General features: G+C 64.1%; 11 protein-coding genes. 7 read left to right on the top strand and 4 right to left on the bottom strand.

Annotation, left to right across the window (positions count from 1 at the left end; genetic code table 11):
- Nucleotides 1–35 precede the first annotated feature (35 nt).
- The 4 genes from deoA (at nt 36) to I6L45_RS03775 (ending at nt 4333) form a co-directional block, all read left to right on the top strand.
- A complete protein-coding gene (gene deoA / locus I6L45_RS03790) occupies nt 36–1367 on the top strand; it encodes a thymidine phosphorylase (protein ID WP_043757469.1) in 1332 nt (443 codons plus the stop codon).
- 14 nt (nt 1368–1381) lie between these two features.
- The gene (locus I6L45_RS03785; protein WP_210549468.1) at nt 1382–2590 is read left to right on the top strand and encodes a phosphopentomutase; all 1209 of its coding nucleotides are present in this window, start codon (nt 1382–1384) and stop codon (nt 2588–2590) included.
- Nucleotides 2591–2670: 80 nt separating this feature from the next.
- Complete coding sequence (deoD, locus tag I6L45_RS03780) at nt 2671–3387, top strand: purine-nucleoside phosphorylase (protein ID WP_043757474.1); 717 nt, start codon at nt 2671–2673, stop codon at nt 3385–3387.
- Nucleotides 3388–3514: 127 nt separating this feature from the next.
- Nucleotides 3515–4333, top strand: coding sequence for an RT0821/Lpp0805 family surface protein (locus I6L45_RS03775; protein ID WP_254204368.1), 819 nt, complete (start codon nt 3515–3517; stop codon nt 4331–4333).
- Between the two features lie 87 nt (nt 4334–4420).
- On the opposite strand, the gene I6L45_RS03770 is transcribed toward I6L45_RS03775, so the two are convergent.
- Nucleotides 4421–6667, bottom strand: coding sequence for a PAS domain S-box protein (locus tag I6L45_RS03770; RefSeq protein ID WP_216983484.1), 2247 nt, complete (start codon nt 6665–6667; stop codon nt 4421–4423).
- 55 nt (nt 6668–6722) lie between these two features.
- Nucleotides 6723–7340: an AhpA/YtjB family protein gene (locus I6L45_RS03765; RefSeq protein WP_043757478.1), complete on the bottom strand. Its 618-nt coding sequence runs from the start codon at nt 7338–7340 to the stop codon at nt 6723–6725.
- A gap of 150 nt (nt 7341–7490) precedes the next feature.
- Here I6L45_RS03765 and serB point away from each other — a divergent pair, with 150 nt between their 5' ends.
- A complete protein-coding gene (serB, locus tag I6L45_RS03760; RefSeq protein ID WP_216983483.1) occupies nt 7491–8495 on the top strand; it encodes a phosphoserine phosphatase SerB in 1005 nt (334 codons plus the stop codon).
- A gap of 28 nt (nt 8496–8523) precedes the next feature.
- Nucleotides 8524–9429, top strand: a complete 906-nt coding sequence (locus I6L45_RS03755) for an alpha/beta fold hydrolase (protein ID WP_216983482.1) — start codon at nt 8524–8526, stop codon at nt 9427–9429.
- Between the two features lie 59 nt (nt 9430–9488).
- Here the strand turns inward: I6L45_RS03755 and I6L45_RS03750 are convergent, their stop codons facing one another.
- Nucleotides 9489–11864 (bottom strand): PilZ domain-containing protein, encoded by a 2376-nt coding sequence (locus I6L45_RS03750; protein ID WP_216983481.1) that lies wholly within the window; start codon nt 11862–11864, stop codon nt 9489–9491.
- Nucleotides 11865–11964: 100 nt separating this feature from the next.
- On the opposite strand from I6L45_RS03750, the gene radA reads away from it, so the two are divergent.
- Nucleotides 11965–13329: a DNA repair protein RadA gene (gene radA / locus I6L45_RS03745; protein ID WP_043757488.1), complete on the top strand. Its 1365-nt coding sequence runs from the start codon at nt 11965–11967 to the stop codon at nt 13327–13329.
- A 67-nt stretch (nt 13330–13396) separates the two neighbouring features.
- Here radA and I6L45_RS03740 read toward each other — a convergent pair whose 3' ends face one another.
- On the bottom strand, nt 13397–13786 hold the full coding sequence (locus I6L45_RS03740; RefSeq protein ID WP_043757491.1) for a PilZ domain-containing protein: 390 nt from the start codon (nt 13784–13786) through the stop codon (nt 13397–13399).
- Nucleotides 13787–13802 lie beyond the last annotated feature (16 nt).

Here is a 13802-nt window from a genome sequence, read left to right as displayed (position 1 = left end):
CAGTGTTCGTGCGTGACGCACGGAGGGAATGAAAGATGTTTTTGCCTCAAGAAATCATTCGCAAGAAGCGCAACGGTGAAGCGCTCAGTACCCAAGAGATTCAATTCTTCGTTCAGGGCATTACCAACAACACCATCGGCGAGGGCCAGATTGCGGCCCTGGCAATGGCGGTCTACTTCAAAGACATGACCATGGATGAGCGGGTTGCCCTGACCTGTGCCATGCGCGACTCCGGCATGGTGCTGACCTGGGACCACCTCAATCTGGGTGGCCCCATCGTCGACAAGCACTCCACCGGTGGCGTGGGTGACGTCGTCTCCCTGATGCTGGGCCCCATGGTCGCGGCCTGCGGCGGTTTCGTGCCGATGATCTCCGGCCGTGGCCTGGGTCACACCGGCGGTACCCTGGACAAGCTGGATGCCATTCCTGGCTACCAGACCTCGGTAGACAACGACCGCTTCCTGAAAGTGGTAAAAGAGGCGGGTGTCGCCATCATCGGCCAGACCGGCGATCTCGCACCTGCCGACAAGCGCATCTATGCGGTGCGCGACATCACGGCCACCGTCGAATCCATCGCCATGATCACCGGCTCCATCCTCTCTAAGAAGCTCGCCTCCGGGCTCGAAGCGCTGGTGATGGACGTCAAGGTGGGCTCCGGCGCCTTTATGCCGACCTTTGAGGCATCCGAGGAGCTGGCCAAGAGCATAGTCGCGGTGGCCAACGGCGCCGGCTGCCGCACCTCTGCGCTCTTGACCGACATGAACCAGGTGCTGGCCTCCAGTGCCGGCAACGCGGTGGAAGTGCGCGAGGCGGTGCGCTACCTGACCGGTGAATACCGCAACCCGCGTATCCACGAAGTGACCATGGCCCTGTGTGCCGAGATGCTGATCTCCGCCGGTCTGGCCCGCGATGAGCAAGAGGCCCGTGCCAAGCTGCAGGCCGTGCTGGACAACGGCAAGGCGGCCGAGATCTTCGGTCGCATGGTGACCGGCCTCGGTGGCCCCGCCGACTTCATGGAGCGCTACGACGCCTACCTGCCCAAGGCTGCCATCGTACGCCCGGTGTACGCGGCCAACGCCGGTTTCGTCACCGCCATGGATACCCGTGAACTGGGTCTGGCCGTGGTCGCCATGGGCGGTGGCCGTCGCGCCGCGGGCGACAAACTCGATTACGCAGTCGGTCTGACCGACTTTATCCGCCTGGGGCAGAGCGTCGAGGCTGACAAGCCGCTCGCCCTGATCCACGCTCAGACAGAAGCTCAATTTGCCGAGGCCGCCCGCATGGTGCAGGCTGCCGTCAAGATCGGTGACACCCGACCAGAGGCACTGCCCGAGGTCTACCGTCGCATCGGTCTGGCTGATTTGTAACAAGGGGAAGTCCCATGAAACGTACCTTTATTCTGATGATGGACTCTTTCGGTATCGGCGCTGCCGCCGATGCCGACAAGTTCGGAGATGTGGGCGCCAATACCCTTGGCCATATCGCCAAGGCCTGCGCCGCCGGCGAGATCGAGGGCCGTGGCGCTCTCAACCTGCCGAACCTCAACAAGCTGGGTCTGGGTCACGCGGGCGAGCTCGCCAGCGGCGTCTTCCCAGCCGGCCTGAAGAAAGAGATCGAGGTGATCGGCGCCTACGGCTTCGCCCAGGAGCTCTCCTCCGGCAAGGACACCCCGTCCGGCCACTGGGAGATTGCCGGTGTGCCCGTGCTGTTCGAGTGGGGCTATTTCCACGATCACCACAACAGCTTCCCGCAGGAGCTGCTGGACGCCATCGTCGAGAAGGCCGGCCTGCCGGGCTACCTCGGCAACTGCCACGCCTCCGGCACCCAGGTGCTGGACGATCTCGGCGAAGAGCACATGCGCACCGGCAAGCCGATCCTCTACACCTCTGCCGACTCCGTGTTCCAGATCGCCTGCCACGAAGAGACCTACGGCCTCGAGAAGCTCTATGAGCTGTGCCACATCGTGCGCGAGCTGCTGGAGCCCTACAACATCGGCCGCGTCATCGCGCGTCCGTTCGTGGGCAGTGGCAAGGGCGACTTCAAGCGCACCGGCAACCGTCACGACTACTCCGTGCTGCCGCCGGCGCCGACCGTGCTGGACTACATGAAGGACGCGGGCGGCCAGGTGGTCTCCATCGGCAAGATCGCCGACATCTATGCCCAGCAGGGCATCACCAAGCAGGTGAAGGGCACCGGTCTGGCCGAGCTGTGGGACAGAACCCTGGAAGAGGTGAAGGCCGCCGGTGACAACACCATCGTCTTCACCAACTTCGTGGACTTCGACTCCTCCTACGGCCACCGCCGTGACGTGAAGGGCTACGCCGACGCGCTGGAGTACTTCGACTCCCGTCTGCCTGAGCTGTTCGAGGTGATGCAGGAGGGCGATGTGGTGGTGCTGACCGCCGACCACGGCTGCGACCCGACCTGGAGCGGCACCGACCACACCCGCGAATACATTCCGGTGCTGTTCTACGGCAAGCCGGTCAAGGCGGGCTCCGTCGGTCGTCGCGAGACCTTTGCCGACATCGGCCAGAGCATCGCGGCCTACCACGGCCTGCCCAAGCTGCAATACGGCACCAGTTTCCTGTAATGTACCGGCCCGCCGCCGCGAGGTGGCGGGCAACCCAATAAAGACAATAAAACTCAACCTAGTGTGAAGGAATAAAGAGAATGGCAACTCCTCATATCAATGCGAAAGATGGCGCCTTTGCTGATACCGTGCTGATGCCGGGTGACCCCCTGCGTGCCAAGTACATCGCCGAGACCTTCCTGGAGAACGTCGAGCAGGTGTGCGACGTGCGCAACATGTACGGCTTCACCGGCACCTACAAGGGTCGTCGCATCTCCGTCATGGGCCACGGCATGGGCATCCCGTCCTGCTCCATCTACGCAAAAGAGCTGATCACCGACTACGGCGTGAAGACCCTGATCCGCGTGGGCTCCTGCGGTGCCGTGCGTGAAGACGTGAAACTGCGTGACGTGGTGATCGGCATGGGTGCCTGCACCGACTCCAAGGTGAACCGTCTGCGCTTCAAGGATCACGACTTCGCCGCCATCGCCGACTTCGACCTGGTGGCCAATGCCGTGCAAGCCGCCAAGAACAAGGGCGTCGCCGTGCGCGTGGGCAACATCTTCTCCGCCGACCTGTTCTACACCCCGGATCCCTCCATGTTCGACGTCATGGAAAAGTACGGCATCCTGGGTGTCGAGATGGAAGCCGCCGGTATCTACGGCGTGGCCGCCGAGTACGGTGCCAAGGCACTGACCATCTGCACCGTTTCCGATCATATCCGTACCGGTGAGCAGACCACCTCCGAAGAGCGTCAGCTGACCTTCAACGACATGATCGAAATCGCGCTGGACTCCGTGCTGCTGGGCGACAACTGATCCCGCCACATCGGTATTCACGCAAAACGGCGACCTCGGGTCGCCGTTTTTTTATTCCTCGTGAGCGTCAGTGGCAGCCAGGTTGCGCTGTCTATACTTTCGGGCAACTCCTCACGAGGCTGACACCATGAAACGAATACATATTTTGACCCCGTTGCTGCTGATCCTGCTGGTGCCCATGGGATGGCAGGAGGTGGCGGCGGCGGAGGGCAGGCTCCAGCAGAGGGCGACGCAACACAGGGTCCCACAGCACAGGCCGGTGCAGCACAAACCGGTCCAGCCCAAGGCGGTGCGCCAGCATACCGCGCCGCGCCAGGTCAATCGGGAGTCGGTCAAGTTCAAGGAGGGCTGGGGCAACGTGCGGGCGCGGGACAAGGCGACCCGTCCGGTTCACTCGAGCGACCGTCAGCTGCATGTTCAGAATCGTCATGTGGATGGCAACCAGATCAAGAATCGTCATATCGACGATCACCGCAAGTTTGACAACAGTCGCGACATCCATGGCAATAACGTGGTCATCAACAATCGGCACAACCACATCGTCGTTCCCCCCAACCGGCGCCGGGTCTATCACGACGTGGTGGTGGTGCGCCCCTATGGCCACTGGTACGGGGGCTATGGCAACTACTACGATGACAACGATGCCTGGAAGTGGCTGGCCTTCACCGCCATCACCCTGAAGATCCTCGACAACCTGAATGAAGCGCAGCAGCGTGAACACGAGAGCGCCCAGGTCAGGGCAACCACGGCTCCCCTGAACGATCCCATCACCTGGAGCGACGGCAATGCCAACGGTTCGGTGACGGCGGTGCGGGAAGGCACCAGCAACAACGGTCGTTACTGCCGTGAATTCCAGCAGACCGTCAATGTCGGGGGCAAAAAGGAGGATGCGTTCGGTACCGCTTGCCAGAACGCGGACGGTTCCTGGGAGATCGTCTCGGACTGAGAAAATCTCGGGACGGGTAAAACGAGCAGGGAGGCATCACGCCTCCCTGTTTCTTGATGTTTGTCAGTCAGCGCCCTGGCGTGTCGGTCACAGATCGAGGGCAAAGCGCCCCTTGCCAGCCTGTTTTGCCTGGTACATGGCGCTGTCGGCCCGGTGCAGCAGATCGTCGATGTGGCAGTACTGGCCGGAGCGGCAGAGGGCGCCGCCTATGCTGCCGGCGAGGGGCAGCGGGTGGCCGGCCACGTCGGCGGGCACGGCCATGGCTGCCAGCAGGCGCTCGCACAGGGCGGGCAGCTCCAGCTCTGGTTGGCGCAGAGCGGGAAGTATGACGGTGAACTCGTCACCGGCGAGACGCGCCACCATGTCGCCAGGGCGCACCTCGGCCGCGAGCACCTCGGCAAAGCGTTGCAACAGGGTATCGCCGACGTGGTGGCCGAGGCGATCGTTGATCCCCTTGAAGCCGTCGAGGTCGAGGAACAGCAGGCCCAGGGGCTCGGCATTCTGATGCACCCGTTCCAGCTCACGGGAGAGGCGCAGGGTGAAGGCGCGCCGGTTGGGCAGGCCGGTGAGGGGGTCGTGGGCCGCCTCGTGCTCCAGCTGGTCCTGCAGTGCCTTGAACTCGGTGATGTCGCTACCGAGGATGTAGACCCCGGGCTCGTCGCCACGACTCGGGATCATGGTGATCCTGAGATCGCGGCGCCCGATGGGCAGCTCGAAACGGTTCTCGAAGCTCACCTGCTCGCCCGCCACGGCCCGATCCAGGTGAGTGATGGCCCGATCATAGGCCTCCTCGCCGATGACGTCCCGCACGCTCATCTCCCGCATCCGCTCGGGATCCAGCCCGAAGTAGCGGCAGTAGGCCTGGTTGGCAAACAGGTAGCGCCCCTCGGGGGAGACCATGCTGATGGTGACCGGCAGGCCGTCGGTGATGGCCCGCAGCCGGGCTCGCCCGCGCTCGATTTCGGCCAGCACCTGGCGCCGTGCGCTGATGTCGTGCAGGAACAGGGCGAGGCGTACCTTGCCGTCGAACTGGTAGCGCTCGGCGATCACCTCGACCGGGATGTGGCGGCCGGCGCGGGTACCTATGTCGCACTCGAGACGGCGAGGCGTGGTCTGGGAATGGGTCAACTGAGCCAGCAGAGGGTGCTCGTTGCCGAGCAGGGCGGGCAGGGGGCGCCCCAGCATCTCCTCGGGATGCCAGCCGAGCAGGGTGGTGGAGGCCGGGTTCCAGCCGGTGATGACCAGCGTCTCGTCGAGTTCGAGGAAGGCGTTGCTGGTGTGCTCCAGCATGTGTTGCAGCCGGCGCTGCTCCTGCCACAGGCGCTGCTGCACGGTGCCGCGCTCCTGCATCTCGCGATGCAGCTGCTCCACCGTGCTCGACAGCTCGTGGGTGCGCTCGCGCACCTGCTGCTCGAGTCCTTGCTGCAGTTGCAGCATCTCGGCTTCGACCTGCTTGCGCTCCGTGAGGTCGGCGAACACGGCGATCAGGTGAGGGGCCATGGTATGGTTCTGGCACAGGGTCACGCTGAGCTGCACCCAGCAGAGGCTGCCATCGGCCCGGATCATCCGCTTCTCCAGGCGATAGTCCTGGCGCTGCCCTGCGAGGAGTGCAGTGAACAGGGCGAGCTCCCTCGGCAGATCCTCGGGGTGGGTCATGGCGTGCCAGGTGCGGCTGAGCATCTCCTGTTCGCTGTATCCGAGCAGCCGTTCCAGCCCCGGGTTGGCTCGCAGCCACCGTCCTTCGACCGAAGACAGGGCCATGCCCACCGACGCCTGAGTGAAGGTGAGGGTGAAGAGGTGGTCCTTGTCCTCCAGCACCTGGTTGAGGCTGCGTACCTGATGGCGTCGCTCCAGATCGTGCAGTGTGCTCTCCACCAGGTGGCCGAAGTCGTCGAGATCGCGGCAGTCTTCCTCGTCGAGGTGGCGCGGTGCATGATCCACCAGGCAGAGGGTACCGAGCACCACGCCATCCAGTGCCCGCAGCGGTCGGCCCGCATAGAAGACCACGCGGGGCTCGTCCGTCACCAGCGGGTTGTCGGCAAAGCGCGGGTCAAGCCTGGCATCCGGCACCTGCATGATGTCGGGGCGCAGGATGGCGTGGCCGCAGAAGGAGTGTTCCCGGCTGATCTCGCACAGCGCGACGCCGGTGCGGGCGAGAAACCACTGCCGGTTCACGTCGGTCAGGGAGACCATGGCGATGGGCAGCGAGAAATGGCGGGTGATGAGCCGGGTGAGGCGATCCAGCTGGTCGATGGGCTCGCGGTCGAGCAGGCCGAGGACGCGCAGTCGCTCCAGTCTGCTGTGCTCGTCCAGCGGCAAGGGGGGGGCAATCATGTGGTTCTCCTGCCAGTCATCCTGTCAGAGTTATATACAAGCAGGCTGGCGCGATCTACCCCCCTTCTTGCGGTGTGACCGGCTTGCTCTGCTTCTTGTGCTTGCGAACCCGCACATAGTTGCGGCGCACCCCGTAGGAGATGAGCAGGCCGGCAAGCAACATGACGAGCAGCATCAGGCGCTGCTTCTCCTGATTCACCTTGAGGTGGGTATCCTGCGCAGCCAGCAGCTTCTGCTCTTCCAGGGTGATCCTCAGGTAGCCCAGGGTCAGGTTCCCCTCCAGGATCTCCTGCACGAACTGGACGCGTCCCTTGCCCTGTTCCGGCAGGGACTTGTTGTCGGTGCCGATGGGCAGCAGGCTGTCCAGGGGCACGGCCTTGTCCGACTGGGCGAGGGGAATGCCGCGGGCGTCATACAGGGTGACATCCAGGATGTCGGGCTCGGCAGCCAGATCCTGGGCCAGCCGCTCCAGCTCGCTCTCCTTGTCTTCCTTGATCCAGCGCCTCATGTCCCGGGCGGCATAGGCGACCAGAGCCTGGGCCCGCTCCCGCGCCGCACTGTGCAGCGCGGCCTGACTCTCTCCCTGCATGTGAATGAGCAGCACCAGCACCCAGAGACCGAGCAGGATCCCCGCCGCCAGGCTGATGACTCGTTTGATGGGAAGGTGACGCACGGCACAGGCCTCTGGTGATGGATGAACTAGGAAGGCGGACGGCTTGCCCGCCCGGCACGCGGGATCTTGGCGCTTGCCTGTACAAAAAGCAATACGCTACTCTGGGTCGGCATGTTGAACCCCATGATTTCCAAGGAAGGCGTCTCTCTTATGTTGTTGTCCCAACTCCCCCGTTCCCTGCATGACTGGTCCACCGCCCTGTGTAGCGCCCCCTGCTGGCAGCTCACTCCCGAAGCCTTGCTGCCGGCGGCCAGTGCCCATGACGGCGCCTGGCTCGTTCTGTTTGGCAAGGGGCTGGAGGCCGGTCATCTGGCCCGCCTGGCCAGCCTGCTGGCCAGTCATGACATGGCGGCGAGCCTCTATCCCGTGGGGGGGCAGGCCGGCATTCCCCTGCTGCTGCTCGGGACGGACCGTTTCTCTCCCGAGCTGGTGCAGGCCCTGAAGAGTCAGGAGTGGGACATCGATCTCTGCCATCTGGCCGCCCTGCCCACCCTGAGTGAGCCAGGCCTGCTGGTGATGGACATGGATTCCACCGCCATCCGGATCGAATGCATCGACGAGATCGCACGACTGGCTGGCGTCGGCGAGCAGGTGGCGGCCGTCACGGCGGCTGCCATGCAGGGCAAGCTGGAGTTCGCCGACAGCCTGCGGGCCAGAGTCGCCCTGCTGGAAGGCGCGCCTGTCACCATCCTCGACGAGGTGGCGGCCGACATGCCCTGGATGCCGGGCCTGCAGCTGATGGTCGATACCCTCAAAGAGGCCGGCTGGAAGGTGGCCATCGCATCGGGCGGCTTCACCCGTTTTGCCGGGGAATTGCAGCGGGCACTGGGTCTGGACGCCATCTTCGCCAATGAATTGGCGGTGGAAGGGGGCCTGCTGACTGGCCAGGTGAGCGGCGCCATCGTCGATGCCGCCGTCAAGGCCGAGGTGCTGCAGCGCCTGGCCGAGGAGCACGGGATCCCCGCCGCACAGACGGTGGCCGTCGGCGATGGCGCCAACGATCTCAAGATGATGGGGGTGGCCGGTCTTGGCATCGCCATCCACGCCAAACCCCTGGTGCGCACCCAGGCGGCGGCGACCCTCAATCACCACGATCTGGAAGGGGTGCTCTGTCTGCTCGGTGCGCTCGCCTGCCGAGATCTGCGCTGGGGCTGAGTCTGCTCAAGGAGGAGCCGAGAACAAGATGGAACTGTTGCAACAATCCCTGTTCGTCCCCTGCGGCGAACACCGGCTGCACGTACGCCATATCCAGCCCGGTGTCGCCGTGCACGCGGATCCCATTCTGATGGTGCACGGCGCCATCGAGAACGGCCGCATCTTCTACACCGAATCCGGCAAGGGGCTGGCCTGCTTCCTGGCACGGCACGGCTATCAGGTCTATGTGGCGGACCTGCGTGGCCGGGGGCTCAGCACCCCGGCCATCGCCGAGCGGGCCGGTCACGGCCAGCATGAGCTCATCACCGAGGATCTGCCCGCCCTGCAACGCTGGGTGTCTGCCCGCCATGCCGGTGCCCGAGTGCACTGGATGGCCCACTCCTGGGGCGGGGTCATCATGGCGTCCACCCTGGTACGCTTTCCCGCGCTGGCGGACGAGATCGCGAGCCTGGTGTTCTTCGGCACCAAGCGGGGGGTCTCGGTACAGAGCCCGGAGCGCTGGTTGAAGGTGGATCTGATCTGGAACCGCCTGGCCCCCTGGCTGGCACGGCACAGCGGCTTCCTGGCTGCTCGCAGGTTGAAGATCGGGGCCGACGACGAGCCCCTGCGCTATCTGCAGGAGACCATTCCCTGGGTGAAGTGCGGCCCCTGGCGGGATCCGTTCGATGGTTTTGCCTATGACGAGGCGGCGGCCGGGGTCAACTGGCCACCGCTCTGGATGATCTCGGCCAAGGCTGACAAGGTGCTGGGCCATCCCGTCGACGTGCGGCGCTTCAGCGACGAGATGGGCTCGGCCGTGCGGCACACCCGCCTCGGACGGGACAACGGCAATCGGCTCGACTACGACCATATCAACATGCTGACGGCGCCCCAGGCCCAGGAGGATCACTTCCCCGAGATCCTCGCCTGGCTGCGTAATCCCCAGGCGGCGTGATACACGAAAAACGGGCACCCCTGGTGCACGTTGTTCGTTGTGGCGCCTGGCCCGACCGGCTAAGGCGTACCTGACGGTATGCCGAGGCGGAACAGGGTGGCCTCGGTGGTGTCGGTCAGCTCAACCACCCCCACGACACTCCACAGCTCCTCCTCCAGTTTCTTGGCCTTGTGAATGGCGAACTTGGCGATGTAGTCGAGCTCGTTGGCGATGAAGCTGGTATCCGGGCGGCCGGTACGGGAGATGCCGACCAGTACCGAGTAGAACTCCCCCTGTTGCAGGGCCAGCTCGATGAAGTGGCGCTTCTGCTCCACCGACACAAAACTGCTGGCCAGGTGGCTGCGAAACAGGGGGGCGCCTCCCTGTGAGTGGAGGTTGGCGATGTAGACCTCCTCCTCTTCCGGCTTGTCTTCCCGAACGATGGCGCGCAGGGGGTCGAGCAGCAGCGTCTTGAGCAGCGCCCCCTGGAGAAGGGGGTAGAGGTTGAGCTGGTCCTCTTGCTCGGCACAGCTTCGCAGCAGCCGGGAGAGGCTGCGCGGCCGGGAAGAGAGGCCGGCTGCGGCCGGCCTGGGGGCCGCCTTGAGTTTGTTCACATAGATAGGGGTATTGAACAGGTGATGGGTATAGAGGTTGCGCAGGGCACGGGCCATGCCGCGATAGCGCTTGTGCTCCACCGTGGTCTTGAGCTTGTTCTGGTTGCTCTCGATGAGCAGGCTGAAGAACTGGTGGCCGATGTGGCGCTCCGCCTCCCCCTCGATGCAGAGGTGCAGCACGGTACGGCTCAGATTGAGGCTGACCAGCCGATAGGGCAGGTGCTGCAGATCCATGTTCCTGGCGAGATCCTGCAAACGGGGCAGGGCGACCCGGATGATGTCCCCCTTTTCCCCGTCGAGGGGCTCCTCCAGCTCGATTTGCATGCCGTGGGCCGAGATGTCGCGAGTCCAGCCGACCCAGGCGCGCTCCTTGTGGCGCAGTACTATGGCCGTCTTGTGTACATAGCGGGCCTCCTTGCGCAGCTGCACATAGTGCAGCGTCTCTGTCTCGAAGGGGACGGCATGAATGTCGTGGCCAAAGCGCTGCAAGGCGTTGGCATTGTGGGTCTGGCTGGCGTCGAACTGGAATTCGTCACGCTGGGTGTCGAGCCCGATCTCCTGCAGCATGCCCACATAGCCCAGGCGGCCGAGCCGCTCGCGTAGCAGCATGTCCTGCAGGTGGTGCCCTGCGCCGCCCTTCTGGCTGTCGAGGTCGGCCTCGTGCAGCGTGCAGGCCTCCAGGCTGAATTTGTAGACTCGCCAGCTGGGGCGGCGGGAGCCTATCTGGAAAAACAGGGCCGTCAGCCCGCTTTGCTCCAGCTCCTCCCGGGTGGCGGAGAAGAAGTAGAGGTGGCTGCGCACCGAATGGGTGAAGCTGTAGATCAGGGTTTCGCGCAGCCCCTCCTTGCCCGGCAGCAGGGAGGGCATCCGCGCCGCCGTGAACAGGGTGGCGAGCATGTCGCGGTTCTTGGCGTCGCGCCAGTACTCGAGGATGTGCTGGTTGTTCTCGGTGCGCAGGGCGATCTCGAGGGCCGGGGTGCTGCCCTTGCCGAAGAAGAGCGGCATGCCCGTCATGCGCGGCAGATAGAACTGCTCATACCCCTTGATGACGGCGGCCGACAGCAGGTAGTCGACGCTGACCCGGTAACGGCTTCGGTTGCGCTCGATGAAGTCGCGCAGGAGGTCGTCGAAGGCGGGGGTGTCGCCGCTTTTGAGCAGGCGGAGCCAGTATTTGCCCTCTTTCTGCTCCTCCCCCAGGATCTGGTAGCCGATCGGCTGGCGCAGCATGGGGTGGGGGTGCTCACGCTCCAGGCCGGTGAAGAAGACGTCGACCTGATCGCCGCTCTGGTATTGGGGCAGATAGGGCACCGAGACCCGGATCCCGCCGAGGGAGATGTCCGAGCTCTTGGCCTGCAGTCTTTCCCCGCTGGCCAGGCGCAGCACCATGGGGGAGCTGAAGTGCATGCGCTCCTCCTGGCGGCCATAGTGGCTGGCGAAGGGTATGGCGCTGACATCGAAGGAGCGAACCGGGTTGAGCGGCAGGGCGAGGTTGTCACTGCGCCCCTGATTGAGCTTGTACCAGGCTTGCAGCGTCTCGTAGACCCCCAGGGTATAGCTGTCCCGGTAGAGGTAGCACTGGGACTGAAACAGCTCGATGGCCTCGGCAGGCATGAAGTGGATCACCCCGTCGAACTCGTGGACATGGCAGAGGGCACCGAGCTCGTTGCGCATGTCGATCACGCGCCGGCAGGGGGTACACTTGCGCTTGAGCTCCATCTTCAGCAAGAAACGACTGTTGGTATTCTCGTTCTGGGTCAAGCGGTTGAAGATGTCGTCGAAGTCCTTTTCCCGAAGCAGGGGGACGAGTTGTTCTATCAGGTGTAGGGGCTGTTCTGAATCCATGTATTCCTGCCGCGGAAAGTCACTTTTCCGATTCTGGGTTTGATCTGTCGGTCGCAAACCAGTATATCAAGCAGGAATTCATCCTGTCCCCGAGTTATCCATGGCCAAAAACAAAACCGCCTATGTTTGTTCCGAATGTGGTGCCGCCTTCAGCCGCTGGCAAGGCCAGTGTGGCGAGTGCAAGGAGTGGAACACCATTACCGAGGTGAGACTGGGGGTTGCGACCCCCGGCAAGAGCGCCCGCTATACCGGTTATGCCGGTGCCATCGGCAGTCAGGTACAGACGCTGGCGGAGATCGCCACGACCGAGATCCCCCGCTTCAGCTCGGGATTCAAGGAACTGGATAGGGTGCTTGGCGGCGGTGTGGTGCCCGGTTCCGCTATCCTGATCGGCGGCAATCCCGGGGCAGGCAAGTCGACCCTGCTGTTGCAGACCATGTGCGGGTTGGCGGAGCGCATGAAGACCCTGTATGTCACCGGAGAGGAGTCCCTGCAGCAGGTGGCCATGCGTGCCAGTCGTCTGGGCCTGCCCACCGACAAGCTGCGCATGCTGTCGGAGACCAGTGTCGAGCAGATCTGCCTCATCGCCCAGCAGGAGCAGCCCCAGATCATGGTCATCGACTCCATCCAGGTGATGCACGTGGCGGACGTGCAGTCCGCGCCGGGCTCCGTCTCCCAGGTGCGGGAGGCGGCCGCCCTGCTGACCCGTTATGCCAAGCAGAACCACGTGGCCATCTTCATGGTGGGCCATGTCACCAAGGACGGCACCCTGGCCGGCCCCAAGGTGCTGGAGCACTGCATCGACTGCTCCGTGCTGCTGGATGGCGGGCATGACTCCCGCTTCCGGACCCTGCGTTCCCACAAGAACCGCTTCGGCGCGGTCAACGAGCTCGGCGTCTTTGCCATGACGGGGCAGGGAATGAAGGAGGTGAGCAACCCCTCCGCCATCTTCCTGAGCCGCGGGGAGGAGCAGGCTCCGGGATCCATCGTCATGGTGATCTGGGAGGGAACCCGTCCCCTGCTGGTGGAGCTGCAGGCGCTGGTGGACTACTCCCAGCTCTCCAATCCGCGCCGGGTGGCGGTGGGCATGGATCACAACCGTCTCGCCATGCTGCTGGCGGTGCTGCATCGCCACGGCGGGTTGCAGATGGCGGATCAGGACGTCTTCATCAACGTGGTCGGCGGGGTCAAGGTCGAGGAGACCAGCGCGGATCTGGCACTGCTGCTGGCCATGGTCTCCAGTTTCCGGGATCAGGCCCTGCCCAAGGATCTGGTGGTCTTTGGGGAGGTGGGATTGTCCGGCGAGATCCGGCCCGTGCCCTCCGGTCAGGAGCGGCTGCAGGAGGCGGCCAAGCACGGCTTCCGCAGAGCCATAGTGCCCCACGCCAATGCCCCCAAGCATCCCATCGAGGGGATGGAGGTGGTGCCGGTGAAGAAGCTCTCCGATGCCCTCGAGGCCTTGTGAGACAAAGCAAAAAGTGATGGAAAACAAAAGGAGCGTCGAGACGCTCCTTTTTGTTCTCTGACCCTTGTCAGGGCGCGGTCGGGGGAATGTGCTCCCTGTGCTCTTGCAGCAGTTGTTCCAGCTCGCGATAGAGCAGCTGCTCCTCCCCTATGTTCAGCTCGATCATCCGCTTGAGATGGGTCGCGCTGTCGATGTCGATGTGGTGGCAATAGAAACCGAGCTTCTTGCTGGCCACGTGGGTCAGCTCGACCTGCATCCTTATCTCGATGTCGCTGCCCCCCAGCATGAAGCTGATCTCGTACTCCTTGTCGTCGCCGGGGGACCACTCCTCGGGCCTGAGCAGCAGGGCTCCCTGCAGGGAGACATCGACCAGCTGGGTGTGCCACCGGTTCGCGCCCTGGGTGAGCTTGGCGGCGGTCAAATAGAAGATGCGTGTAAAGTGGCGGCGCTCGGCCATGGTCGTCTCCGGTCTG

Source organism: Aeromonas sp. FDAARGOS 1415, assembly GCF_019048365.1.
Classification (GTDB): Bacteria; Pseudomonadota; Gammaproteobacteria; order Enterobacterales; family Aeromonadaceae; genus Aeromonas; species Aeromonas taiwanensis.
This window is presented reverse-complemented; position numbering and strand designations above follow the sequence as displayed.